24 protein-coding genes are annotated in these 24,368 nt (G+C 47.2%); 4 read left to right on the forward strand and 20 right to left on the reverse strand.

Going from position 1 to position 24,368, the window contains the following annotated elements; genetic code table 11:
- Positions 1-14: 14 nt before the first annotated feature.
- Both fadJ and fadI read right to left on the reverse strand, forming a co-directional pair.
- A complete protein-coding gene (gene fadJ, locus AC6I8Y_RS11810; RefSeq protein WP_498020243.1) occupies positions 15-2,132 on the reverse strand; it encodes a fatty acid oxidation complex subunit alpha FadJ in 2,118 nt (705 codons plus the stop codon).
- Positions 2,132-3,454: an acetyl-CoA C-acyltransferase FadI gene (fadI, locus tag AC6I8Y_RS11815; RefSeq protein ID WP_498020244.1), complete on the reverse strand. Its 1,323-nt coding sequence runs from the start codon at positions 3,452-3,454 to the stop codon at positions 2,132-2,134. Before fadI ends, fadJ begins: the two co-directional genes overlap by 1 nt.
- A gap of 530 nt (positions 3,455-3,984) precedes the next feature.
- On the opposite strand from fadI, the gene AC6I8Y_RS11820 reads away from it, so the two are divergent.
- The 4 genes from AC6I8Y_RS11820 to AC6I8Y_RS11835 all read left to right on the forward strand — a co-directional run bounded on the left by AC6I8Y_RS11820 (position 3,985) and on the right by AC6I8Y_RS11835 (position 8,281).
- A complete protein-coding gene (locus tag AC6I8Y_RS11820) occupies positions 3,985-4,491 on the forward strand; it encodes a sigma-70 family RNA polymerase sigma factor (protein WP_234495448.1) in 507 nt (168 codons plus the stop codon).
- Positions 4,484-5,203, forward strand: coding sequence for a DUF3379 family protein (locus AC6I8Y_RS11825; protein ID WP_498020245.1), 720 nt, complete (start codon positions 4,484-4,486; stop codon positions 5,201-5,203). Before AC6I8Y_RS11820 ends, AC6I8Y_RS11825 begins: the two co-directional genes overlap by 8 nt.
- Before the next feature lie 270 nt (positions 5,204-5,473).
- Positions 5,474-6,733 carry an outer membrane protein transport protein gene (locus AC6I8Y_RS11830; protein ID WP_498020246.1) on the forward strand — a complete coding sequence of 420 codons (1,260 nt, stop codon included), beginning with the start codon at positions 5,474-5,476 and terminating at the stop codon, positions 6,731-6,733.
- 273 nt (positions 6,734-7,006) lie between these two features.
- On the forward strand, positions 7,007-8,281 hold the full coding sequence (locus AC6I8Y_RS11835) for an outer membrane protein transport protein (protein WP_498021504.1): 1,275 nt from the start codon (positions 7,007-7,009) through the stop codon (positions 8,279-8,281).
- Positions 8,282-8,468: 187 nt separating this feature from the next.
- Here AC6I8Y_RS11835 and AC6I8Y_RS11840 read toward each other — a convergent pair whose 3' ends face one another.
- The 18 genes from AC6I8Y_RS11840 to cheY all read right to left on the reverse strand — a co-directional run bounded on the left by AC6I8Y_RS11840 (position 8,469) and on the right by cheY (position 24,360).
- Positions 8,469-9,389, reverse strand: a complete 921-nt coding sequence (locus AC6I8Y_RS11840; protein WP_394150556.1) for an MlaA family lipoprotein — start codon at positions 9,387-9,389, stop codon at positions 8,469-8,471.
- A gap of 189 nt (positions 9,390-9,578) precedes the next feature.
- Positions 9,579-10,793, reverse strand: a complete 1,215-nt coding sequence (gene ccmI, locus AC6I8Y_RS11845) for a c-type cytochrome biogenesis protein CcmI (RefSeq protein WP_394150558.1) — start codon at positions 10,791-10,793, stop codon at positions 9,579-9,581.
- Positions 10,793-11,278 (reverse strand): cytochrome c-type biogenesis protein, encoded by a 486-nt coding sequence (locus AC6I8Y_RS11850; RefSeq protein WP_394150560.1) that lies wholly within the window; start codon positions 11,276-11,278, stop codon positions 10,793-10,795. Before AC6I8Y_RS11850 ends, ccmI begins: the two co-directional genes overlap by 1 nt.
- Positions 11,275-11,829 carry a DsbE family thiol:disulfide interchange protein gene (locus AC6I8Y_RS11855; RefSeq protein ID WP_394150562.1) on the reverse strand — a complete coding sequence of 185 codons (555 nt, stop codon included), beginning with the start codon at positions 11,827-11,829 and terminating at the stop codon, positions 11,275-11,277. The genes AC6I8Y_RS11850 and AC6I8Y_RS11855 overlap by 4 nt, the downstream gene beginning before the upstream one ends.
- The gene (locus AC6I8Y_RS11860) at positions 11,829-13,790 is read right to left on the reverse strand and encodes a heme lyase CcmF/NrfE family subunit (protein WP_252011590.1); all 1,962 of its coding nucleotides are present in this window, start codon (positions 13,788-13,790) and stop codon (positions 11,829-11,831) included. The genes AC6I8Y_RS11855 and AC6I8Y_RS11860 overlap by 1 nt, the downstream gene beginning before the upstream one ends.
- Positions 13,787-14,272, reverse strand: coding sequence for a cytochrome c maturation protein CcmE (ccmE, locus tag AC6I8Y_RS11865; protein ID WP_394150565.1), 486 nt, complete (start codon positions 14,270-14,272; stop codon positions 13,787-13,789). The genes AC6I8Y_RS11860 and ccmE overlap by 4 nt, the downstream gene beginning before the upstream one ends.
- Entirely contained in the window at positions 14,269-14,475 is a 207-nt protein-coding gene (gene ccmD, locus AC6I8Y_RS11870; protein ID WP_042478492.1) for a heme exporter protein CcmD, read from the reverse strand. The genes ccmE and ccmD overlap by 4 nt, the downstream gene beginning before the upstream one ends.
- 5 nt (positions 14,476-14,480) lie before the next feature.
- On the reverse strand, positions 14,481-15,230 hold the full coding sequence (locus AC6I8Y_RS11875) for a heme ABC transporter permease (RefSeq protein WP_234495441.1): 750 nt from the start codon (positions 15,228-15,230) through the stop codon (positions 14,481-14,483).
- 66 nt (positions 15,231-15,296) lie between these two features.
- Entirely contained in the window at positions 15,297-15,965 is a 669-nt protein-coding gene (gene ccmB, locus AC6I8Y_RS11880; protein ID WP_042478552.1) for a heme exporter protein CcmB, read from the reverse strand.
- Between the two features lie 6 nt (positions 15,966-15,971).
- Positions 15,972-16,589, reverse strand: coding sequence for a cytochrome c biogenesis heme-transporting ATPase CcmA (gene ccmA, locus AC6I8Y_RS11885; protein WP_394150567.1), 618 nt, complete (start codon positions 16,587-16,589; stop codon positions 15,972-15,974).
- A gap of 288 nt (positions 16,590-16,877) precedes the next feature.
- Complete coding sequence (locus tag AC6I8Y_RS11890; RefSeq protein ID WP_394150569.1) at positions 16,878-17,381, reverse strand: DUF2802 domain-containing protein; 504 nt, start codon at positions 17,379-17,381, stop codon at positions 16,878-16,880.
- Positions 17,381-17,875 carry a chemotaxis protein CheW gene (locus AC6I8Y_RS11895; RefSeq protein WP_042478487.1) on the reverse strand — a complete coding sequence of 165 codons (495 nt, stop codon included), beginning with the start codon at positions 17,873-17,875 and terminating at the stop codon, positions 17,381-17,383. The genes AC6I8Y_RS11890 and AC6I8Y_RS11895 overlap by 1 nt, the downstream gene beginning before the upstream one ends.
- 70 nt (positions 17,876-17,945) lie before the next feature.
- A complete protein-coding gene (locus AC6I8Y_RS11900; RefSeq protein WP_498020247.1) occupies positions 17,946-19,073 on the reverse strand; it encodes a chemotaxis protein CheW in 1,128 nt (375 codons plus the stop codon).
- On the reverse strand, positions 19,063-19,842 hold the full coding sequence (locus AC6I8Y_RS11905) for a ParA family protein (RefSeq protein ID WP_234495438.1): 780 nt from the start codon (positions 19,840-19,842) through the stop codon (positions 19,063-19,065). Before AC6I8Y_RS11905 ends, AC6I8Y_RS11900 begins: the two co-directional genes overlap by 11 nt.
- Position 19,843: 1 nt before the next feature.
- The gene (locus AC6I8Y_RS11910) at positions 19,844-20,962 is read right to left on the reverse strand and encodes a protein-glutamate methylesterase/protein-glutamine glutaminase (RefSeq protein WP_394150574.1); all 1,119 of its coding nucleotides are present in this window, start codon (positions 20,960-20,962) and stop codon (positions 19,844-19,846) included.
- Between the two features lie 11 nt (positions 20,963-20,973).
- Positions 20,974-23,235 (reverse strand): chemotaxis protein CheA, encoded by a 2,262-nt coding sequence (locus tag AC6I8Y_RS11915; protein ID WP_394150576.1) that lies wholly within the window; start codon positions 23,233-23,235, stop codon positions 20,974-20,976.
- Positions 23,236-23,243: 8 nt separating this feature from the next.
- Complete coding sequence (locus AC6I8Y_RS11920; protein ID WP_042478481.1) at positions 23,244-23,960, reverse strand: protein phosphatase CheZ; 717 nt, start codon at positions 23,958-23,960, stop codon at positions 23,244-23,246.
- A gap of 31 nt (positions 23,961-23,991) precedes the next feature.
- On the reverse strand, positions 23,992-24,360 hold the full coding sequence (gene cheY, locus AC6I8Y_RS11925) for a chemotaxis response regulator CheY (RefSeq protein ID WP_006069980.1): 369 nt from the start codon (positions 24,358-24,360) through the stop codon (positions 23,992-23,994).
- Positions 24,361-24,368: the final 8 nt, after the last annotated feature.

A 24,368-nucleotide genomic window follows, 5' to 3' on the forward strand; every position in this document is an offset into this window, starting at 1 on the left:
AAATTTATTATAAGTTACTTGTAGAAGCTTTCGTCTAAGCCCGCTCGAGTAACCAGCCCATCACATGGTGTAAATCGGTCACCGTACTTCTGAGCGTGTTCATTCATCAACTCAACCACTTTCTTGATGCCCAATGAGTCCATGTAACGGAATGGGCCACCTAGGAATGGCGGGAAGCCGATACCGAAAATCGCACCAATGTCTCCGTCTCTCGGACTACGAATAATGCCTTCATCCAAACAGCGGACCGCCTCGTTGAGCATTGGCAGTACGCAGCGAATCGCAATCTCTTTTTCTGCCATTGAGGCCTCAGGCTTTAGACCTAGAACGCTGTAGACTGAGCTATCGACCGTCTTCTTCTTGCCCTTGTAGGTGTAGAAGCCTTTGCCCGATTTACGACCTTTACGCCCATCGTTGAGAAGCTTGTCGAACACGTCAGGGCCTTGGAATCGCTCACCGAGCTCGTTGACCAAGATAGGCATGATCTTCGCGCCGATATCGACACCGACTTCATCGAGTAGTGTGATTGGACCGACCGGGAATCCGAAATCAAGTAACGCTCTGTCCAGTGACTCAATCGGCTCGTTAGCCAGCAGCACGTTTGCTGACTCATTCATGTACGGCGCAAGAATACGGTTTACGTAGAAACCAGCCTGGTCTTTTACCACAATCGGTGTCTTACCCTGCTTTCTGGCAAACTGCACCATAGTCGCGATAGTCTCTTCGGACGTCGTCTCGTGCGGAATAACCTCAACCAGTGGCATCTTGTCCGCAGGGCTGAAGTAGTGCAGGCCGACAACATTTTCTGGTCGCTCTGCCTTTTCAGCAATTTGTGCAATTGGGATCGATGATGTGTTAGTGGCAAAAATGGTCGTTGGCTTAGCATGCGTCTCTACATCATTGACCATTTGCTGCTTAAGACCTAAATCTTCAAATACCGCTTCGACCACCACGTCCGCTTTATTGAAACCGGTAAAGTCAGTACCACCTGCCATTTGAAGCATCTGAGCCTGAAGATCTGCTTTAGAGATGATGCGGCGTTTGCGCTTCTTCTCTAGCAATTTGAAGTTGTAACCAAGTGCGTTGACGATACCGTCATTAGAAACATCTTTAATGCGCACAGGGACTTTCGCTTTGCTCACGGTAACGTGGGTAATACCCGCTCCCATTAAGCCACCACCCAGAACAACCGCATTACTTACAGTGTTTGGCTGAGCATCACTACCAAACTCTTTCTTCATCTCTGTGGTAGCGAAAAAGATAGAGCGAAGTGCTTTAGACTCTGAGGTCATGACAAGCTCACCAAAGCGCTTGGCTTCATTCTCAAGACCCTTCGTCATGCCCTTTTCAAGACCAAAGCGAATCACGTCTAGAATGGCATCGGCGGCTGGATAGTTGCCACGAGTCTTCTCGTTAGTCTTTTTCGCTGCTTGGTCAAAAATGACTTTTCGACCCAACCCAGTACCCGACATAAGTACTTCTTTTTTGGTTAGCTTCTTTGCTTTACGCTTTTTGCCTTTCTCCAAAAACTGCTTCGCCACATCAAGTAGAATCGTCTTTGGAACACTGGCATCAACCACACCTAGCTTCTTGGCTTTTTTAGCGCGAAGCTGTTTGCCAGTTAGGATAAGATCCAGTGATGGAAGCAAACCAATCAATCTAGGCAAACGCTGAGTACCACCAGAGCCTGGCAGCAAACCAAGCTGAACTTCAGGTAGACCTAGTTTAGTAATGTCCGCATCACTACATACACGATAGTCACATGCTAGCGCGAGCTCTAGACCGCCGCCCAAACAAGGGCCATGAATCGCAGAAACCACAGGGAAAGGCAAATCTGAGAGCTGCTGGAACATCTCTTGGCCTTTGGCCGCTAGTGCTTGCGCCTCTTCTGCTGAAGTACACGCATCTAACATTCTTACGTCTGCGCCAGCGATAAAATTATCAGGCTTAAGTGAATGAACAATTAACCCTTTAAGGTCAGATTTTTTTTCTTCTAGTTCTGCAAACAGCTGCGACATTTCTTCTGCAAAGGCCGCTTGCAGGGTATTCATTTTCTCGCCGGGTACATCAATACCAAGCCATGCGATGTTCTGTTCATCAACCGAAAGATGAAAGGCTTTTTGTTCACTCATTATTCTACCTCCAGAACCATTGCTGCACCCAGACCACCTGCTGCACATGCCGTGTTAAGGGCTAGCCCACCGCCACGTCGTTTCAGCTCATTCAATGTTTGTGTAATCATTCGCGCACCTGTTGCGGCAAATGGGTGACCGTAAGCAAGCGAGCCACCGAGTACGTTGAACTTGTCCATATCGATTTCGCCGATAGCTTGCGAGCGACCCAGTTTCTCTTTCGCGAACTTCTCACTCGCAAACATCTTCACGTTTGACAGCGCTTGAGCGGCAAACGCCTCGTGCATATCAATTAGAGTTAAGTCAGATAGAGAGATACCCGCACGATCCAATGCCATTGGCGTCGCATAAGAAGGGCCCATCAGCATGTCTTCACGCACACCAATTGCCGAAAATGCGTACGAGCGGATGTAGCCTTTGATTTCTAGTCCCAGCTCTTTGGCACGGCCTTCTCGCATGAGCATAATCGCGGCAGCACCATCGGTGAGTGGTGTACTGTTGGCAGCAGTCACACTACCGTATTGTCTGTCGAACGCTGGGCGTAGTTTGCTATAGCTCGATAGCTCTGAGTCATGGCGGATGTTGTTGTCTTCATCCAAGCTCTTTTTGTATGGCTCAGGAAATGCCGACATCACCTCATCACGCACTCTACCTTCCTTCCATGCTTGAGACGCAAGAGTGTGTGAGCGGTGCGCCAGTTCGTCTTGTTCTAAGCGACTGATACCGTGAGATTTTGCCATCTGCTCAGCGGTCTGCCCCATAGACAGACCCGTTGAATACTCAGCCACCGCTGGCGGTACTGGCATTAGATCTTTAAACGATAGCTTTTTAAGAATGTTGAGCTTTTGACCTACAGTTTTTGTTTTACTTAGCGCAAGTAGGTTCGCAGCAAGTTTTTTAGAGACGCCAATTGGCAGTACTGAAGAAGAATCTGCACCACCAGCGATACCCGCATCGATAGTGCCAGCCATAATGCTTTCGCAAACATTGGCCGCAGCTTGGAAGCTGGTTGCACAAGCGCGCGTCACACTGTAAGCATCAGTATGGATGTTCATACCCGTTCCAAGCACGATTTCACGAGCGATGTTTGGCGCTTCAGGCATCTGTACTACCTGACCAAATACCACTTGGTCGATCAACTTAGGATCGATGTCGGTGCGTGCCATCATTTCGGCCACAACCATTTTTCCTAAATCTACTGCTGGTACTTGACTAAACTCGGTACTTTGACGGGCAAAAGGGGTACGAAGCCCCGCCACAACAGCAATTCGCTCACCGTTTCGAGTGGTGAGATCGATTTTCCCCACTTCCTTACTGCTCATAGTTTCTCCTTACTAAAGAGGTCTGACCACGCGCATTGTAACGAGATTGTTAATGATTTAAAACAGCCGTTTGATAAATATTGGTGGTTTTATTGAATAACGTGATAGGGTCGACCAAAATGGAATATGAGATTTGCGTAAAGTCGGCAACAATATGGTGTGAGAAAACAATAAGATATCGGTAGGATTTCAGGCAAAAAAAAACCACACAGATAATTGTGTGGTTGGAATCTCTAAAGCAATTAACTTGCGCCAATTGAAAATAATCAGTTTCCTGATTAGGAGAAAGTAAAGTCAGCCTTCAAAAGGAAGTGTCATCTTGCTCAACATGTTAGTCCCGAAAGACCAACGAGATGACAGGGTCTAATATAACTTCTCCACAGGTCGGAATTTTGAACTAGATCAATTTTGTGTGACTTTACTGACACCGCGGAACAAAAAATAGAGTTCACAGAGCGAAAACGGGGGCTCCTGTGTCATTAATTAAAAATTTTGGAAATAAATTCTCCAAACGTCCGGTCAACTCGGATATGGACAAACAAAGAAAGTACGAAGCACTGGTACGTGCTTATCATCGCGACCTATATCGGTACGCCTATTGGCTGTGTAAAGACAAGCCAGTGGCTGAGGATTTGGTTCAAGAAACTTGCCTTCGTGCATGGAAGTCGTTAGACAGCCTGCAAGACGAAAAGGCAGCGAAGTCGTGGCTCATCACTATCCTTCGCAGAGAAAACGCAAGACGCTTTGAGCGTAAGCAGTTTGATCTGGTGGATATCGATGACTATGGCAATGATGCCAAGGTTTCTGATGATCCGCACCACCAACAGGAGTGGCTTCAAGCACAAATTATGAAACTCGATGTCGAGTATCGAGAACCACTTTTCTTACAAGTCGTTGGTGGATTTAGTGGTGAGGAGATCGGTAATATACTCGACTTAAACAAGAATACCGTTATGACTCGATTATTTAGAGCTCGAAACCAGCTTAAAGAGATGCTTGAGTCTGAGGATGCACATAGGGGGCAACAAAATGGATGAGTTAGAATTCCGTCGTCGCGTTATGTCCGATCCTAAGGCAAGAGATCCGGAGCTGTTGGAGGCGACAAAAAATAGTGAAGCTAATGCCAAGTATCTCGATGATATTTTGGGATTGGATGCACGTATCGAACAGGCAATGAAAGTTGACGTGCCTGACGATCTTGCGGATCGTATTTTGTTCAACCAGCCGCCGGAAAACAATGTCGTCAAGGTAAGCTTTACTAAAAGAGCATTATCATTGGCTGCTTCTGTGGCGTTTGCGTTCGGTTTGCTTGTCGGTCAAGTTAACTGGGGGAATATTGTTGTGTCTGACGCACAAGCATCACTTCCAGAGATGGCCATGGAGCATTTCAACGCTGAGAAAAGCTTTATCGAATCTTTAGATGAAAATCCGTCTAAAGAACAGATCAATGCCAAGCTAACGCCGTTTGCTTACCAGTTGGGACAAAGCTTTCCGTACCACGTTTTCTACATTAATCACTGTGGATTTGGTGACTCAAATGCGATGCACATTGTGTTTGAAGGCGAGAAAGGCAAAGTCACCATGTTTCTGACAAGAATTCCAACCGAACAGGTGGAAAACTTCGACAAAGATGGTATGTCAGGCATGGTTAAGCCAATGGGAGATGCCAGTTTTGTCCTAGTGGGCGAAGAAGGTGAAAACCTAGATAAGATCGGCGAAAAGATTAATAAAATCCTTAATCCTGCATAAAAAGCAATAATAAAAGGGCCAACTCCCGCGAGCTGGCCCTTTTTTGTTTCCCCAGGCACTTTTTTAGAGTAACCACTCTAAATATACGCATAATCGATGCTTTTACTGTCAGTTAGTCGGCATTTATATACTTTTTGCGTCATTTTGATTACTGGTCTGATTTCTAATGTCTATACTAGCGATTAGGATCAGCCCCAAAATTGAGTTTTAACTCAATTTTAACCAATTAACGCCCATAAGAGGCGATGACAAAAAAAGGATGTATACTAAATGACTACTTCGCGTCTGTATAAAAAAACACTATTAGCAGTGGCAGTTTCGTCACTCACATTAGCCTCCACTCAAGCAACAGCAGCCGGTTTCCAGCTCAACTCTCAATCAGCAACAGGCCTAGGTCGTGCATTTGCGGGTGACGCAGTTATTGCAGATAACGCGTCTGTAATGTCACGTAACGCGGCAGCGATGACGCTGTTTGATTCGCACCAGTTTTCTGGTGGTGTGAACTATATTAAGACCAGCATTGATGTTAAAGACATAGATTACCTTGGCGGTGCTCAAGGTCCTATTTCTGACGTCAATAACTCGAGCGGCACTCCTGTTCCAAATATCTACTATATTCATCGTCTAAATGACCAGTGGGCACTTGGTGCTGGTATCTACTCAAACTTTGGTACTAAAAACAATTTTGATGACAATTTTGGTTCTGGACAACCAGGTATTCCAGGTCTAGTACCTGGCGCAGCTGCATTTGCTGGCACTACTGAAATTTCGAGCATTAACTATACCCTAAATGCAGCCTACCGCGTAAATGACCAATGGAGTATTGGTGCTGGTCTAGATATTATTCAAGGTTCAGGGAAACTAATTCGCAGCACTGGTTGGTCAAGTCCAGCTCCTACAAGCCTTGTGGATATCGACGTTAGCGGCGTAGGTCTTGGGTTCAACTTGGGTACTGTATTCGAGCTAAACGAAGACAATCGCTTTGGTCTAGCATACCATTACAGCCCAGAGATCGAAGCCGATGGTAATATGAGCGTACTTGGTAGCGATATCTCTAATGAGAAACTAAAACTTCCTCTGCCTAGTATGCTTGAGTTCTCGGGTTACCATAAGATCCAAGATACTAAATTCGCGGTTCACTACAGCCTACAATGGATTGGCTGGAGCGTCTTTGATACCTTAGAAACCACTGGTGGCTCTTTCACCAAAGACTACAAGTGGAAAGATGGTTACCACGCGTCATTAGGCGGCACATACTACTTAAACGACGCTTGGACACTACGAGCTGGCTATATGTATGATACTGCAGCGCAAGATCAGATTACTTCAATTTCCGTTCCAGATTCAGATCGTCAGTGGCTATCTGCTGGCTTCGGTTACAACTTCAAAAAGCACCATACGGTTGACTTCGGATTCACATACCTAATGGGTAAAGATGTATCAGTTAACGACGGTAACTCTGATGTGCTTTATGCAACAACTAAGGCCGACGCTATCCTAGCTGGTATCCAATACAGCTACAGCTTCTAAGCTAGCTCGCCAATATAACTTAAGGGTCGATTTATCGACCCTTTTTGTTGTCTCCTTGACACCAACTAGTCCAACCTTACTCTTCCAAACCTTTACATCTGTACGCCGAATTTCCACAACATCTTGATAACAACCAGCATATTCACCCATCAAATGAGCTCTACCCATATATAATTTCAAAAATACACTTTTTGTCACAAATTAGTTTTAAAGTTATTACTCTAAAAATAGAATCTTCGCTCTAAACGCAAATAATTTGAGCGAACAATAATGATAAAATCAAAATACTCTCCCCTTGCTATTGCAGTGGTAATGGGCACCTTAGCGTCTGCACAAGCGTCTGCTGCAGGCTTTCAACTTGCTGAATATTCAGCGACGGGTCTAGGGCGTGCGTACGCTGGTGAAGCAGCCATGGCTGACAACGCGGGTGCACAATGGCGTAACCCTGCGATGCTGACTTATTTAGAAGGTACACAGATCTCTGGTGGTGTGCTTTATGTTGAGCCGAATATTGATGTTAAAGGTACTTCTAGCACGCTTGGTTACACTGAAGCAAAAGACATTGCTAACAGCGCACCAGTGCCGAATCTATATGTATCACATCAAATCAACGACAAGTGGTTTGCTGGTTTAGCGCTTGGCTCCAACTACGGTATGGAAACTAATCTCGGTAGTGATTTCAAAGCAACTCAGTATGGTAATGAAGCAAAGATCATGACCGTTGAAGCTGTTGCTAGCGTTGGTTATCAAATCAATGACGCTGTTAGCGTTGGTGGTGGTGTCCGCTATGTCACTGGCGAAGGTAAAATTGGTGCGACAGCCCCATTCTCTACACCTCTCCCAGGTGGTATCAATGTCAGCAAAGGCGATTACCTCAAGTATGTGGAAGGCACCGATTCTTCATGGGGCTATGTACTTGGGGCAGCTTGGCAAATTAATCCCGACCACCGTCTAGGTTTCGCATACAAATCTGAAGTCATGATGGATTTCGAGGGTCACGGTGAAGGCATTGGATTTGGCTTTGCAGGCAAAAAGGATGGCAAACTGAGCGTTGCCCTACCAGCAACGGCAGAGCTATCATCGTTCCATCAACTAACTCAACAATGGGCAATGCACGCGAGCATCAACTGGACACAATGGAGCAGCTTCGACAAACTAGAAGCTGAGTTTGTTGATGGTCAGGTATCACCAATCAAAACGGAAAACTGGAAAGACAGCTACCGCTTTGCGCTCGGCACTACCTATCAGTTGAATAAAGAGCTGACACTACGCGGCGGTATCGCTTACGACATGTCTGCTGTCGATGATAAATACCGCACAACGACCATTCCAGAGACAGATCGTACTTGGCTAAGTGCTGGTCTTACTTACGCATTTTCTAAGCAATTTACACTCGATGGTGGTCTAACTTATATCATGGCTCGTGATGCTTCTATTACGGAACCAAGAGATGAACTTGACGAGAAAGTCGAAGCATTTGGTACGTTTGTAGGCGAAATTTCAGGCGATGTATGGATCGCTGGTATCCAAGCGAATTACCGCTTCTAAATCCATAAATACAGTTAATTAATACTATTATCCCCTTGGAAAAGGGGATCTTCCACGTCGCGTAGTAGAGTTAATTTGGGATAGCTCATCCATCACTTTTAGTTTACTACGCGCTTTGGGAGATCTTCACTTCCGTGAAGATGACGAGAAGTGTGATACCGATTGTTCGGAAACCCATCACTAGAAACTACTCATCAAAGCTATCCAAGTAGTCATCAATATACGCTTCTTGTTCCTCATCGACCGTGTCATCTACGATCTCTGCGTTGTAGTTTTGACGTTGAATATAAATATCACGAGTCAGAGCGTATGGATCGGGAGACTGCTCCAGTGTCGCTTCTTGCGATACGACTAGCGCCCTCTTCTCCATCCCCTCTAGTGCCCACTTACCAAAGCTTGCCCAGAAGTTAAGTAGCGATGCCGGTGGATATAAACCATCGACGACGTCCGCACCCTCACGTAAGATAATCGGACCGTAGCCAGGTACCATAATATAAGGTCCCTCGCCTACGCCGTAATGGCCTATTGCATCACCGAACTCTTTCTTGTCGTGTTTTTCAATACCGGCTGCAGAGGCGATGTCGATAAAGCCCAGAAGACCAAAGGTACTGTTAATCCAGAATCGGTTGAAATGGTCGAGCGCCTTACCGCCGTTACCCATCACAACATTGTTCACGGCACTAAAAGGTTCATCGAGGTTAGCGAGGAAGTTTCGAACACCCGAGCGCACAGGCACTGGTGTGTAATTAACATAAGCGAGGGAAACAGGTCTGACGAAATAAGGGTCAAGGTAGTCGTAGTTGAGTGCCCACATGGCACGGTTGAAGCCTTCAAATGGGTCGTAAACATCAGCACCCACACTGGCACTAGCTTCAAGCTCCGTTGCTGCAGAACCATCAGAAGGAGCATCGCTCGACTCGGAAGCCACATTTACGTCAGGCACGCTTTCTTCAGGCGCTGATGCCAGCGGCTCCGTTTGACTCGATACTGATTGCTGAGTCTCTACCGCCTGCTCTTCATCGGGGGCCGATGCACAGCCAAACAGAAATACGCTAGAAACAAAAACGGCAAAAAGCGTGTGCTTCTTGCCGGTTAATGCTGATTGCATAACCTCATCCATAAGCCAGTACATTCTGCGTTTGGTTTTTATGGCTCCCTATTTGTCTGATAAATAAGGAATAAACGTCAGACTGTATTAATAACCACTATGGATGAGTATAGCGGCATGCGCGCAGTCAAGCTAGCTAAAGCAACAACTTGGCTACATTTAAATTAATCGCATGCCTGCCGATTTTGATTAGTATTGTTGGTCAATAACCAACTCCACTGTATCGCCAAGCTCCGCTGGTTGACTTTCACCATACCAGTCGCCATCGCGAGTCGCTACGTTACCGTCGCTATCAACACGTGCTCGAACAATCAAACCTTCAAGGCTTGAAAGCTTACGTCCTTCCATCATGCTGTTGTTATCATCGAGAACAACAGTGCGTGGGAAAGTTCCGAGTGGGTATCGAGCTGCAGCAACTGGCATTGGCGAACCATCTGCCGGATGCACAGAGACGATTAAGGCCGCATCCTGCGGTAGACGCGCATTTGGTGATACGCTGATATTCACCGCGACCGACTTGCCTTGAACGATAGGCTCACCCATCTTAGCTTGTGCATTTTCGATACTACGAGTTAGCATCTCATAGCGGCTATCTTCAGGACCGATCATTCGCTGCATCACAGACCAGTAACGCACCGCTGCTGGGTAATCTTGACGCTCGAACGCATCAAATGCCAGTAGCGATAGCACTCGAAGGTCAACGTACTCAGACTTAAGTAAACTGTTTAGCAATCCACGTGCACGGTTCTGATCCATCTCATCTTGAGACATCATCAGCGCCTGCGCGTAGCCAAGCTTCACATCAGCGTCTTCAGGCTCAAGGCGATAGGCATTTTCCATCGCATCTGTCGCGGTGGTGACATCACGATTAGCTAGTGCGATTCGACCCAGTAGCAACCAACCTGTTGAGTCGTTGCTCTGATAGTGAAGACGAGTACGAAGCGCTAGCGTCAAATCTTGCATTTCGTCTTCTGTCATTGGTTCAGCCGATCCTGCCATCAACTTTTTAGACAGCTCGGGTAGACGACCTGACACTTCTTGCCAGTCTTTCACCTTAGACGCACCGCCAAAATGCATGTACATGCCGTATGTCATTACCACAATCAGCGCAACTGACGGGATCAGTACGGTCATAGGTGACAGTGAGGTTTTTTCAACCTTGTCCTGCTGTGGAATATCATCAAGGAGTGATTGTTTTAGGTCATCAATCAGATCCTCTTGGTTTTCCACCAAACCTTCATTGGCTTCTTCTTCAAGCTCTGTTAAACGGTCTTTGTAGAACGCTTTGTTGAGCTCATCACGAAGCTGCTCGTCTTTATTCGCTTTTTTACTGTTAAGCGTCATCGCCAACAGTACGACAGCGACAATGACCAATCCGACTGTGGATATCCAAAATAGTGTCATTACTGCTTATCTCCAGTCTCTTTTTCTTCTTCGAGCAAAGCTTTTAGTTTGGCTTCTTTTTCTTCATTCCACTTTTCTGCTTCAACCACTTTTTGCGCGCGGTTGTTGCGACTGCGGACAATGATAAGACCGAAACCAAGTACAATCACAAACAGCGGACCAAGCCACAGAATAGAAGTCGCAAGCGTCAGTGGTGGGTTGTAAGTAACGAAGTTACCGTAGCGAGCAATCATGTAATCGACAATCTCGTCTTTAGATTTGCCCTCTTTAGTCATCTCATACACTTTTTGGCGAAGGTCCTGCGCAAGCTCTGCATTAGAATCGCCAATGGTGTTGTTCTGACACTTAGGACAGCGAAGCGTATGGCTCAGCTCTTTGAACTGGTTTTCTTGCTCTAAGTTATCAAACTCATGAATCTCAATCGTCGCGTTTACAGCAAACGCCAACATCAAGCTTGATGCCAGTGCGATTAGCCACTTTTTCATTGTGTCGCCTCCTCTAGCATCTGTTGATACATAGGCTGAAGCTTCTCAGCCCAGTTTCGTGCATTCACATCACCTACATGGCGGTAGCGAATCACACCGTTCGCATCAATAAGAAAGGTCTCAGGTGCACCGTACACACCTAGGTCCAAACCTAACATGCCATTACCATCAAACAGGCTGATTAGATAAGGGTTGCCAAGCTCATTTAGCCACTGTACCGCTTTATTGCGCTCATCTTTGTAGTTAAGGCCGATGATCTTAACGCCATCAGCAGCCAGTTCGTTTAGGTACTGGTGCTCGGCGTAACATGTTGGACACCACGTCGCCCATACGTTAAGCAGCAGTGGCTCACCCTTGAAAATCGCTTGGTCGTATATTTTGCCCGGTTCTGCTAGATCCTCTAAGTGAAACTCAGGGACTTCTTTGCCGACCAATACAGACTCTAGCTTGGTTGGGTCATCACCAGCTTGGTTGCGACCAAGCTGGATAGCGAACACAGTGACGAGAATGAGAAACGCAACCAACGGGATAAATAGAATCTTCTTATTCATTACGCCTCTCCCTCTGCTTTACTACCTTTCCTGAAACGGTAACGTTTATCGCTGATAGCTAGACCACCACCAATCGACATCAGAATCGCACCAAGCCAGATCCAACGTACAAATGGTTTGTGGTAGATACGAACTGCCCACGATTTACCATCGTCCAGGCGCTCACCCATCGCAATGTAGAGGTCTCGAGTCACGCCGCGATCAATCGCTGCTTCTGTCATCATAGACTTAGCGGTGCGATAGAAGCGTTTTTCTGCGTGTAGTGTATTGATGTACTTACCATCTTTCGTTATTTCAAAGTCGGCAATGTAACCATCGTAGTTCGGACCGTCTTTGTCACGTACGCCTTTGAAATAGAAGTCATAGTCGTAGACTTGGTAGTGTTCACCTGGCGCTAGACGAACATCGCGCTCGATGCTGTAAATCTGAACCATGGCAATACCAATGATGCTTACCGCTAGACCTAAGTGACCAAAAATCATTGCCCAGTGACTGCGCGGTAGCTTCTTCACACCTTCAGCAAACGTATGACGGTGCGTAGCACGTTGGTATAGTTCAAAGCCGTGCATCGTGATAATCCAAGATGCCATCAACCAACCTAGGAATGCCATTCCGGTAAAGTACTCAGCAAGCACCACCATCATGAGCGCAGAGAACGCCACTGAGATAATGCCCGAAATCAGCATTGGCTTAGCAAGCGTCGATAGCTTGTCGCGCTTCCAACGGATCAGAGGACCAATACCAAGTAGGAAAGAGAATGGAATCATCAACCACGCAAATAGCATATCGAAGAATGGTGCACCTATAGAGACAGAGCCCAAACCGATTTGCTTGTGAACTAGCGGCAACAAGGTACCTACCAGAACAACCACGAGTGCTGCCATAAGGAGAACGTTGTTACCAAGTAACGCGTTCTCACGAGATAGAAGGTCAAAGTTGCCTCGGGCACGTACTGACGCACCTTTTAGTGCAAACAATAGTAGCGAGCCACCGATAACAAACACGAGGAAGCCTAAGATAAACATACCGCGTGATGGGTCAGAGGCAAACGCGTGCACTGATACCAAAATACCTGAACGAACTAAGAACGTACCAAGCAAACTTAGTGAGAATGCCGAGATTGCTAATAATACTGTCCACGCTTTGAATGTACCGCGCTTCTCAGTCACCGCAAGCGAGTGCATCAGAGCGGTACCTGCGAGCCACGGCATAAACGATGCGTTTTCTACTGGATCCCAGAACCACCAGCCGCCCCAGCCAAGTTCGTAGTACGCCCACCAAGAGCCTAGTGCGATACCCAGCGTTAGGAAAACCCACGCCGCCGTTGTCCAAGGACGAGACCAGCGTGCCCATGCCGTATCCAAACGACCTGACATCAGAGAGGCAATCGCGAAAGAGAAGGCAACAGAGAAACCTACGTAACCCATATAGAGCATTGGCGGGTGAATGATTAAGCCCGGGTCTTGCAATAGTGGGTTGAGGTCACGTCCATCTACGGGGAAGAAAGGTAGAGTCCGTAAGAATGGGTTAGAAGTTACGATGATGAACAGCAAGAAGCCGACCGTGATCATACCCATGACTGCGAGAACGCGAGCCACAGATTCTTGAGGCATACCGCGACTGAACATCGCAACCGCAACGGTCCATGCAGCTTGGATCAGTACCCATAACAGTAGCGAACCTTCGTGCGCACCCCAAACCGCAGTTAGGCGATAGTACCAGGGCAGTTGGGTATTCGAGTTGTTCGCGACGTACTGAATAGTAAAGTCGTTAACATAAAACGCCCATTCCAAAATAAGGAATGAGATCAATAGCATGATGAACATACCCCAAGACAAAGGTCTTGCAGTGTTCATCAGCATGGTATTATTTCGTGACGCGCCGAAGAGCGGCAAAATACTCAGAAGCACTGATAAACTCAGAGAGAGTATCAGTGCAAAGTGACCAATTTCAGCAATCATTGACCGCTTCCTTGTTTTTGTTCTGCAGAGTACTGAAGCGGTTCATGTGTTTTCTTCATCGCTTCAGCAATTTCAGGTGGCATGTATTCTTCGTCGTGCTTAGCAAGTACTTCGAATGCCTCGATTTTGGTTGGTTCAACGAGAACACCCTGAGCCACGATACCTTGTCCCTCACGGAACAAATCAGGCAGGATACCATCGTAAACCACTGTCACTTTAGGGCCGACATCCGCAAGATCAAAGCTCACGCGAAGTGACTCTGAATCGCGGCTGACCGAGCCTTCGACAACCATGCCACCAATACGTAAACGCTGACCGATCTCTGGCTTAGCACCATCCTTCTTACCGTTTACCAACTCCGTTGGCGTATAAAACAAGTCCATATTTTGATTAAGTGCATAGAGAATCAAACCCACAGTGGCGCTGATACCAATGAAAATGGCCAAAATGATGCCGAGCCTTTTCTTACGTCTTGGGGTCATAGTGTGTTCTCCATATTCTTAGCCGCGTCGATACGAGCTTGACGATCAACTTTGGCTTGTACGTCTTTAAGAAGTTTTTTACCACGTGACACGCTGGTCACCAGAAGAATAATCATTGCTAAAAAGGTGATGCCAAACGCGCTCCAAACATAGGAGGCGTAACCACCCATCGCGAAAAAGTCACTCAAGGATTCAAAATGCATAGTGATTACCCCTTCTGATTCGATCGCGTTGCTAACGCAATCACCCAAGGCCTGTGGCCTTCTTTACTAATAATTTCGTTACGCAGACGAATGAGCGTCAGAGCACCGAAGAAAAATGCGAAACCAAAAATGTTGAGCAGAAGTGGCCACAACATGTCATTTGAGATAGAAGGCTTCGCAAACTTAGTGATGGTCGCGCCTTGGTGAAGCGTGTTCCACCACTCTACTGAGAAGTGAATGATTGGCAGGTTGATAACACCAACAATGGCTAGAATGCCGGCCGCCTTGGCTGCCGTTTTTTGGTCATCGAATGCGTGGTAAAGCGCGATAACGCCAAGGTAAAGGAATAGCAAGATCAATTCTGAAGTCAGACGAGCATCCCATACCCACCATGCGCCCCACATAGGTTTACCCCATACGGCACCAGTTAAAAGAGCGATAAAGGTGAACACTGCACCGATCGGAGCCATAGCCAATGCGGCCATACTTGAAAGCTTCACTTGCCACACCAAGCCAACAAAAGCAGCGATGGCCATCGACATGTAAACACCCATCGACCAAATGGCAGATGGCACGTGTATGTAGATGATTCTGAAACTATCACCTTGTTGGTAATCGGCAGGCGCATAAGCTAGCCCCCACACAGTACCAATCGATAGACAGGCTAATGCAAGCGTTGCAAACCACGGAAGTAGCGTGCCACACAGATTGTAAGTGGTTTCGGGTTTGGCATAGGGATGAAGCCATTTCCACATAGTGTTTCTCACTCTTTGACGACATTCTTAACATTGCGTTTTCGCAATGATATTGGCGCTATTGTTTTAGTTTACGCTGACTCTTAGGGCTGCGCTGATGGCAAACGGGGTTAGAGTCATTGCACCCGCAAGCATCGCAGCCAATAAAGCTAACTGACCATTATACGCAACCCCCAAGGAAGCAGCATCAATAGCAGAAGTAGCAAATATTAGAATTGGGATATAGAGCGGCAGAACAAGCAAACTCAGTAGTACGCCGCCTTTTTGTAACCCCACCGTTAGCGCGACACCAATCGCACCAATAAAACTTAACGTGGGTGTACCGACCAACAGGGTCAGTACCACCGCAATCCATGTATTGCTATCTAGTGACAGCAAGATAGCCAACAGCGGGCTAATAATAATCAGTGGCAAACCAGTCAGCAGCCAATGCGCTATGATTTTTGCCATTACCACAAGCTGAAGCGGTATTGGCATCAGCATCATCTGCTCAAGTGAACCGTCTTGAAAGTCGTCTTTAAACAGACGCTCCAACGATAACAGCGCCGAAAGCAATGCCGCTACCCATACGATGCCCGCTGAAATACGAGCAAGTAAATTTGGCTCCGGACCAATGCTCAATGGAAACAGCGTGATAACGATAATAAAGAACCACAGTGGATTGAAAATATCCGCTTGGCGGCGAAATGCGATCAACAGTTCACGACGGATGATTTTCATCATGGAATTAAGCATCATCGATCACACTCCTAACACAATTTTTCTTAGTTTAGGGTTATCGCTAAACATATCTTGGTGAGTCGTCAGTAACACAATCCCACCTTTGTTAGCATGCTCTAGGAACAAGTTCTCCAGCACTTTTACGCCTTGCTTATCAATCGCAGTCAGCGGCTCATCAAGGATCCAAAGCATCTGTTCGCTTAACCAAAGGCGCGCCAATGCGACGCGTCGTTGCTGACCTGCAGACAACTGAGCAACCGGTACATCTTCACGGCCCGCTAAACCTACTTGAGTTAGCGCGGCAAAAATTTGTTCATCGGTAGTGTGAGGAGCATGGATAGATTGGTAGAACCTAAGATTTTCTAGAGCAGTAAGATCGCGCTTAACACCGGTTTGATGTCCGAGAAATAACAGTGCTTGGTGGAAATCTTCTCGATTCGACTCGATGGTTTCACCATTCCACTTGATTTCCCCTTCTTCTTTATCACCCAGTCCGGCAACGATACGCATCAACGTTGTTTTGCCTGTTCCATTGCGACCTTCGATCTGTACGAGGTCTCCGGATTGTAACGAAAATGATAAATTCTCGAAGAGTACGCGCTCATCACGAATCGCGGTTAAATTTGTTACTTCTAACATTCAATTAAACACTGGTTCGACTGGGCGTCCATCTTACCATAGCTACCCTAGCGTGAAACGATTATGATCAAATACGCTTCACGAAACTTAGTAAGAAACAATAAATTACTGTTCTTTAACTGAAATATCTAACCATAAAGTGGTACATGCTGACATAATCCTTCACATTTCGATGCGACATAGAATACCAAACTGCATTCGTTGGGCGAATTAGAAAGCGTAAAAGATTGTTACGACTGTTATTTTGATATGTACAGGACATCAATAATTCATTAATGCCCTGTAAAGTTAGCGAGATCGTTTTTGAGGAGAATATTGCGACGCAGGTCGACGCTGAGGTTGAGCACGGTCTTTGTGGAGAGGCGGAACCTTCTCCTTACCTGCGATTTTCTTTTGCAAAGAGAGCATCAACTCAGCCTCCGCTTTTGGCAGTTCACACTCTTCTATAAGCTCGTTGATATCGGCACCCAAACGAACCATTTTATTGGCACGAGTATAAAGGCGACCATCATTGTCGACGTTTTCTAGCTCAATGATACGCTCGGTTAGGTGAACGATGATCTCTTCTTGCTCAGAGACCTTCTGTCCAAGGCCAACCAAAACAGAACGTACTTCAAGCAGTTGCTTGTTGCACTTCTCCACTTCTTTCTCGAGTGCACGCTTTTGCTGACGTGCGTGTGTCTTGTGCATGTTTAATCCACGATGCACTTTCACCAACCAAACGAAAAGGACAACGACAACCGCCACCCCTCCCCAAAGAAGAGGTGACGTCAAAGACACAGCATCAAGCATTATAGGTAAGCCATCTCATCCCACTCATCTTCAGAGAGTAGTTTATTTAGGTCAACAAGGATAAGAAGTTTGCCATCACGGTTGCTAACACCCTGGATAAACTTGGCACTTTCATCAGTGCCCACACTTGGTGTCGTGTCGATTTCTGAAGAACGTAGGTAAACAACTTCTGCAACGCTATCAACCAAAATACCAATCACTTGGCGCTCTGATTCAATCACGATGATGCGAGTGTTGTCCGTGATTTCGCCCTGCATAAGACCGAAGCGTGAACGGGTATCAATAACAGTAACCACGTTACCACGCAGGTTGATAATACCTAGTACATAATCTGGAGCACCTGGTACGGGTGCAATTTCTGTGTAACGCAGAACTTCACGTACCTGCATTACGTTGATGCCGTAAGTTTCCTCTTCTAGTTGAAAAGTCACCCATTGAAGAACTTCATCGTTCGATTGTTCTTTTCTTAGTTCAACATCCATCGTTTGAGACATAGTCTTCCTCTCAATTTCATCTTCAACACCGACATCATGAGCATCGGGTGTTTAGCATCAATATTGTTAATTACTGTACTGATTTAACATCTAAACCAGCATTAAGCATATCTATTAGTTCAGACACATGAACCAGCGCACACATTTGCTGTTTAACCATGCCAGCGAGCCAAGGACGCTTACCTGCTTTCTCACGCCAGCGAACCGCTTCAGGCGCCAGCTGTTCGGTGCCCTTTAGTTCTGTGGCTGCAAGTCCCCAGTTGCTCTCGCCCAACATCACAATGTATTGGTAGTCTTCTTTGTGGCTATCATCTTGGAGCACATCAGACATTACCCACATTGCGGTGTCGACGACATCGAGCTTATTCTCACGGCTTGACTGCAAGCCGAGATACCAAGCTGGGCGACCAATTAGATGGCTGAGTTCGGCAATTTGATGTATGCCTCCTAGTTCATCTAAGGGGACAGCAAACGTCATGCCGTTCACATCAAAGTAGAGAACCTGAAATCCTTCAGTGCGTTCGCCGTTTTGCCAAACAACCTCGGCCCCACCACCATTGCTAGAATCTAAAGAACTTGCGGTTGCTTCTATACTATCGGCAGCTTGCTCTAGCTCTTGAGCACCCATTGAAATCTGTACTGGTTCGAACGACTCCGCAGCGGTTTCTATTTCACTTACAGGATGCTCTGGCTCAATACTCGTGACGTCCCAGCTCTGAATTTCTTCTTCAACGGGCACTTCCACTTCAGGTACAACGATTTCTGGTTGAACCTCTGTTTTTACTTCGATTTCGGTGTCGACTTCGATATCGACTTGCTGCTGCAAGCCACTAAACAGCTTTTCGAGATTTTTAAGATCGGGTTCTTCAGCAAACTCGTCAAACGCCCGGTCATAATCATTGACCGTGACACGTTGAGTTGCCGCCTGCATGCTCGGCTGATATGGCTCTGGCTCTGGCTCTGGCTCTGGCTCTGGCTCTGGCTCTGGCTCTGGCTCTGGCTCTGGCTCTGGCTCTGGCTCTGGCTCTGGCTCTGGCTCTGGCTCTGGCTCTGGCTCTGGCTCTGGCTCTACAGAGATTTCCTGCAATGGTTCACCAAAGTCAACCAAGAGTTCTTCGTCTTGCTCGAGACCAAGCAGTGCAGAAAAATAATCATCCAGCGCTTGTTCACTTGAGAGTGGCGCAGTATCAGCTTTCATCTTGCGCGAGCCTCTCCAAGTAAATCAGTAGTTGTTTGTATGCAAACACACCGCGACTGCCAGCTGCAAAATGAGAAGCCGGCATATGCTTTAAGCTCGCATCACGAAACTTAGTATCAATCGGCACCGCCGAACTCCATACCTGAGATGGGTAATCGTGTTTCAACTGAGTCAAGGTCTGCAAAGATGCACGCGTGCGCTTATCATACATGGTTGGCACAATCGTCACCTTGAATGGACGCTGACGTGACTTCTGCATAATCGCCAATGTACGAACCATGCGCTCAAGGCCTTTCATCGCCAAAAACTCAGTCTGAACAGGAATCAGGATTCGGTCACTTGCCGCTAGCGCATTGACCATCATCACACCAAGAATCGGTGGACAATCGATAAGGACATAATCGTATTCGTCACGAATAGCCATCAAAGCACGCTTTAAGATAAGCCCCATTCCACTGCGGTTGCCCATTACGCGATCAAGCGTCGCCAGCGACATATGCGCTGGCATGATATCGATATTATCGATATGGGTATTGTGGATGAGCGGCTTCACTCGGCTATCACTAAACTCCTTTAGCTGAAACAGATCGAACAAGCTGTGCGACAGCTGATCTGAATCCATCCCAAGATATGTGGTAAGTGAAGCATGAGGGTCGGTATCGATCAGAAGAACACGGTGCCCTTTTTGACTCAGCAATCCCGCTAATGTCACTGTGGTCGTGGTTTTACCCACGCCCCCTTTTTGGTTAGCAACGCTCCATACGATCATATTACTGTCTCTTTAGCTCGACCAAAATGCGCTCAGCAATTCGGTCTAGCGGCAAATCTTCAGTTGAGATGCCGGCTTTGGCTACCGCTTGCGGCATACCATAAACCACGCAAGATTCTTCATCTTGAGCCCAAACAGTGGAGCCTGCACTCTTGAGCATCCGAGCACCTTCGCGACCATCTGCACCCATACCGGTCAGCACCATTGAAAGCACCTTGTCTTGGTAGATTTTTGCTGCAGAGCCAAATGTCACGTCGACACATGGTTTGTAATTCATGCGCTCGCCACCGTCCAAGATGCGGATCTTCGCACTTCCCGCACGACCCTCCAGCATCATCTGCATGCCACCAGGCGCCAAATAAGCAACGCCAGGCTGGAGCACATCGCCATCGGCCGCTTCTTTCACCGTGATTTGACACAGTGAGTTCAAGCGCGCAGCAAAAGCCGCGGTAAACGTCGCTGGCATATGCTGAATCAGCAGAATAGGATGTGGGTAGTTCGATGGCAGCTTAGTCAGTATCTTCTGTAGCGCAACTGGACCACCGGTTGAGGTGCCAATTGCGGTTAGCTGATAGCTCTTGCCACTGCTTCTAAATCGAGATGCAGGTGCTGCGATAGCAGGTCTACCAACCGAAGACGCAGATTCCGTCGCACGAGTGGTTGATACGCGCGCCGCCGTTGGTGTAACTGGGCGACGAACAGCCGTGCGTCTCATTAACGCACGACGACTTGCGATCTGCTGAACTCGCTGTTGCAACAAGGTCACCGCTTCGTCTTTATTACGAGCGATGTCTTCAAATTTCTTCGGTAGAAAATCTAATGCACCAGCCTCTAACGCATCAAGAGTCGCCTTTGCGCCTTCATGCGTTAGCGAAGAGAACATCAAGATAGGTGTTGGCTGAGCACTCATGATCTCACGGACCGCTGAGATGCCATCCATAACGGGCATCTCAATATCCATAGTGATCACATCAGGCTTTAGTGCCAACGCTTTTTCGACCGCTTCTTTACCGTTGACCGCCACATCAATCACTTCCAGACGTGGCGCCGCATTGATAATGTCACTGACTCGACGACGGAAGAAGCTCGAGTCATCGACAACTAAAACTTTTAACGACATAACCTTCCTTATCAGATACGCGATGCTGCTGCGTACTGCTTAAGCAAGTCAGGCACGTCTAGAATCAATGCAATATGTCCATCACTGGTGATAGTTGCGCCCGCCATACCTGGCGTACCTTGCAACAAACTATCTAGAGGTTTGATAACCACCTCTTCTTGACCAATCAAGGTATCGACGACAAAGCCAACGCGTTGGCTGCCAATCTGAACGATCACTACGTGTCCATGACCAGTACGCTGCTGCGCTCGAGCCGTGTGAGGTGCGAGCCAATCTTGGAGATAGAACAGCGGAATGGATTTATCTCGAACAATAATCGTAAGCTGACCATCAACCACATTGGTACGGCTCAAATCAAGATGGAAGATCTCATTCACGCTCGCAAGCGGCAATGCGAATGGATTCTTACCTACGCCAACCATCAATGTCGGTAGAATCGCCAGCGTTAGCGGTACCTTGATAGTAATCTTAGTGCCTTTACCCAGCTCCGAATCGATATCAATCGAACCATTCAAGGTGTTGATCGCCGTTTTAACCACGTCCATACCTACGCCACGACCGGAAATATCCGAAATCTTCTCTTTACTTGAGAAGCCAGGCATAAAGATGAGGTTGAAACACTCTTTATCTGTAAGACGTGAAGCGGCGTCTTCATCCATCATGCCACGCTTAACAGCAATGCCACGTAGCTTATCTGGGTCCATACCACCGCCATCATCAATGATAGCGAGCTCGATATGGTCGCCTTCTTGAGATGCAGACAGAGTGATCTTTCCCGTGCGAGACTTACCTGACTCTTCACGAGCGTCAGGCATCTCGATACCGTGGTCGACCGAGTTACGCACCAAGTGGATCAATGGATCCGCTAGTGCTTCAACGAGGTTTTTATCAAGATCGGTATCTTCACCCTGCATTTCTAGCACGATGTCTTTATTCAGGCTGCGCGCCAAGTCGCGAACCACGCGCGGGAAACGACCGAAGACTTTCTTGATAGGCTGCATGCGGGTTTTCATTACCGCACCTTGAAGGTCGGCAGTGACCACATCTAGATTAGAAACGGCCTTGGACATTTCTTCGTCATTGCTGTTCAAACCTAAGCTAACCAAACGGTTACGAACCAATACAAGCTCACCGACCATGTTCATGATGGTATCAAGCGTCGAAGTATCAACGCGCACGCTCGCTTCTGCTTGCGGTTTTTTCGGCGCGACAGCAGTGGCTTTTTTCTCAGCAGGTAGCGATTTTTCGCTGTTTGCTAACGGTGCTGCTGGTGCTGCCGCAGGTGCTGGAGCGGGAGTTTCAACAACGGGTGCTGGCTCAACTGGCGCTGGCGCCGTGTTCATTGATACTGGCTTGGTTGCTGCTTCTAGTTCATCAGGCGAAGGACCTTTGCCTACACCGTGCAGCTCATCAAGCAGCTTTTCGAATTCTTCATCCGTCATCAAATCACCACCTTCGTTGACAGAAGGTGTTGCGCTTGCTGCTGGTTTCACAGGCTCGGCTGGAGCCGCAGGTGCTGGTTGAGCATCGCCCGCAGACGGTCCTTTACCCACGCCATGAAGCTCATCAAGCAGTTTTTCGAATTCGTCATCAGTGATATCAGATGAAGCCAAATCGCTTGCTGTGGTTGCAGGTGTCTCTACGACTGTCATTTTTGGAGCTGAACTGGCTTTAGTTGGACTGCCGCCCTTACCGTGCAATTCATCTAACAGACGCTCAAACTCATCTTGGGTAATATCGTCGATAGAACCACCGGCGGACACTTCTGACGTTGTCGCAGGTGTTTCTAATACAGGCGCTGGTGCTTCAACTACTGGCTCTGGAATATCTACAACTGGAGGTGGTGTTGGCGCAGCGGCTACTGGTGCAGACTCATCTGCTGACTCAGGACTGCTAAGGCGATGCAGTTCATCCAACAACGCTGGGTCAGCCGGTTCAATGGATTCCATGTTTTGAACGGATTGGAACTGGTGGTTAACCGTGTCCAACGCTTTAAGCATGGTGTCCATCAAGCTCGCATTGACTGAGCGCTGGCCATTACGCAGAATGTCAAAGACGTTTTCTGCACCGTGACAGGTGTCTACAAGTTCAGTTAACGCTAGGAAACCTGCGCCACCTTTAACCGTGTGGAAACCTCTAAATATTGCATTTAAGAGATCTTTGTCTTCTGGATTGTTCTCAAGCTCAACAAGTTGCTCTGAAAGCAGCTCTAGAATTTCACCCGCTTCCACAAGGAAGTCCTGAAGGATCTCTTCATCTAATTCGTAGCTCATAGTCACCCCTAAAACCCAAGACTGGAGAGTAAGTCATCCACTTCATCTTGCGAAGCAACGGCATCATCACGCTCATGAGGATTGATGATTGGTCCTTCAACGCCAGAGATCGTTTGCTTTGGTTTTGTAGTTGTTGGTTGTTGTTCGTCACTGAACACTTTCAAGATTTCCACAAGTCTCGTTTCCACTTCGCTTACCAAGGTGATAACGCGACGAATGATTTGTCCAGTAAGGTCTTGAAAGTCCTGTGCCATAAGGATATTGGTGAGCTGAGTGCGCAGTTCGGTACTGTCGCCTTCCACCTGACTTAGCAAGTCATCAATGCGATGACACAGGTCTTTAAATTGCTGTAGCTCGAGCCTGCCATGCATCAACTCATTCCACTGTGGGCGCACTTGAGTAAGGCACTCATGCAGGCTGTCTGCCATTGGCAAACAGCGTTCTACCGCATCCATAGTGGTATTCGCTGATACTTCGGTTTTGTTGATGACATACTCAAGGCGGTCACGTGCTTCTGGGATTTCGTCGTTCGCTATCTCGTTAAGACGCGTGTCGTAGCTAAATTCCGTTAAAGCATCATGGAGGTCTCGTGTTAACGCACCGACCTCTTGCAGCACTTTACTCTCGCTGCCACCTTGGATCATCATGACTAGCTCATTTGCTTCCTGCTGCTTGTCTTGTTCCAACAAGTCAACAAGCTGCTTAGCTTGTTCCAATGAAATCATTCTGATATAGCCGTCTGCTATTTATGGCGTCTTATAAACGCTCAAAAATTTTATCTAGTTTTTCTTTTAATGTTGCAGCGGTAAATGGCTTAACGATATAACCGTTTACACCAGCTTGCGCCGCTTCAATGATCTGCTCACGCTTTGCTTCAGCAGTGATCATCAGCACTGGAAGGTGCTTGAGCTCTTCATCCGCACGAATATGGCGCAGAAGGTCGATACCTTGCATACCTGGCATGTTCCAGTCAGTTACTACAAAGTCAAAATCGCCTTTCTTGAGCATAGGTAGTGCCGTCAAACCATCATCGGCTTCCAGCGTGTTGCTAAAGCCCAAGTCGCGCAATAGGTTTTTGACGATACGTCGCATTGTTGAAAAGTCGTCAACAATCAAGATTTTCATGTTTTTAT

The sequence above is a fragment of the Vibrio sp. KUL78 genome, assembly GCF_059725505.1.

What these genes read in the sequence shown, in the direction of transcription:
- AC6I8Y_RS11920 (WP_042478481.1), bottom strand. Translation starts at nt 23,960, where the DNA reads ATGATTTCATTGGAACAAGCTAAGCAGCTTGTTGACTTGTTGGAACAA.
- ccmA (WP_394150567.1), bottom strand. Translation starts at nt 16,589, where the DNA reads ATGTTAGAAGTAACAAATTTAACCGCGATTCGTGATGAGCGCGTACTC.
- AC6I8Y_RS11830 (WP_498020246.1), top strand. Translation starts at nt 5,474, where the DNA reads ATGACTACTTCGCGTCTGTATAAAAAAACACTATTAGCAGTGGCAGTT.
- ccmI (WP_394150558.1), bottom strand. Translation starts at nt 10,793, where the DNA reads ATGACACTATTTTGGATATCCACAGTCGGATTGGTCATTGTCGCTGTC.
- AC6I8Y_RS11900 (WP_498020247.1), bottom strand. Translation starts at nt 19,073, where the DNA reads ATGAAAGCTGATACTGCGCCACTCTCAAGTGAACAAGCGCTGGATGAT.
- ccmD (WP_042478492.1), bottom strand. Translation starts at nt 14,475, where the DNA reads ATGCATTTTGAATCCTTGAGTGACTTTTTCGCGATGGGTGGTTACGCC.
- AC6I8Y_RS11910 (WP_394150574.1), bottom strand. Translation starts at nt 20,962, where the DNA reads ATGTCGTTAAAAGTTTTAGTTGTCGATGACTCGAGCTTCTTCCGTCGT.
- AC6I8Y_RS11905 (WP_234495438.1), bottom strand. Translation starts at nt 19,842, where the DNA reads ATGATCGTATGGAGCGTTGCTAACCAAAAAGGGGGCGTGGGTAAAACC.
- fadI (WP_498020244.1), bottom strand. Translation starts at nt 3,454, where the DNA reads ATGAGCAGTAAGGAAGTGGGGAAAATCGATCTCACCACTCGAAACGGT.
- AC6I8Y_RS11820 (WP_234495448.1), top strand. Translation starts at nt 3,985, where the DNA reads ATGGACAAACAAAGAAAGTACGAAGCACTGGTACGTGCTTATCATCGC.
- AC6I8Y_RS11825 (WP_498020245.1), top strand. Translation starts at nt 4,484, where the DNA reads ATGGATGAGTTAGAATTCCGTCGTCGCGTTATGTCCGATCCTAAGGCA.
- AC6I8Y_RS11890 (WP_394150569.1), bottom strand. Translation starts at nt 17,381, where the DNA reads ATGCTTGATGCTGTGTCTTTGACGTCACCTCTTCTTTGGGGAGGGGTG.
- ccmB (WP_042478552.1), bottom strand. Translation starts at nt 15,965, where the DNA reads ATGCTTAATTCCATGATGAAAATCATCCGTCGTGAACTGTTGATCGCA.
- AC6I8Y_RS11875 (WP_234495441.1), bottom strand. Translation starts at nt 15,230, where the DNA reads ATGTGGAAATGGCTTCATCCCTATGCCAAACCCGAAACCACTTACAAT.
- AC6I8Y_RS11850 (WP_394150560.1), bottom strand. Translation starts at nt 11,278, where the DNA reads ATGAAAAAGTGGCTAATCGCACTGGCATCAAGCTTGATGTTGGCGTTT.
- fadJ (WP_498020243.1), bottom strand. Translation starts at nt 2,132, where the DNA reads ATGAGTGAACAAAAAGCCTTTCATCTTTCGGTTGATGAACAGAACATC.
- AC6I8Y_RS11895 (WP_042478487.1), bottom strand. Translation starts at nt 17,875, where the DNA reads ATGTCTCAAACGATGGATGTTGAACTAAGAAAAGAACAATCGAACGAT.
- AC6I8Y_RS11860 (WP_252011590.1), bottom strand. Translation starts at nt 13,790, where the DNA reads ATGATTGCTGAAATTGGTCACTTTGCACTGATACTCTCTCTGAGTTTA.
- cheY (WP_006069980.1), bottom strand. Translation starts at nt 24,360, where the DNA reads ATGAAAATCTTGATTGTTGACGACTTTTCAACAATGCGACGTATCGTC.
- AC6I8Y_RS11915 (WP_394150576.1), bottom strand. Translation starts at nt 23,235, where the DNA reads ATGAGCTACGAATTAGATGAAGAGATCCTTCAGGACTTCCTTGTGGAA.
- AC6I8Y_RS11855 (WP_394150562.1), bottom strand. Translation starts at nt 11,829, where the DNA reads ATGAATAAGAAGATTCTATTTATCCCGTTGGTTGCGTTTCTCATTCTC.
- AC6I8Y_RS11840 (WP_394150556.1), bottom strand. Translation starts at nt 9,389, where the DNA reads ATGCAATCAGCATTAACCGGCAAGAAGCACACGCTTTTTGCCGTTTTT.
- ccmE (WP_394150565.1), bottom strand. Translation starts at nt 14,272, where the DNA reads ATGACCCCAAGACGTAAGAAAAGGCTCGGCATCATTTTGGCCATTTTC.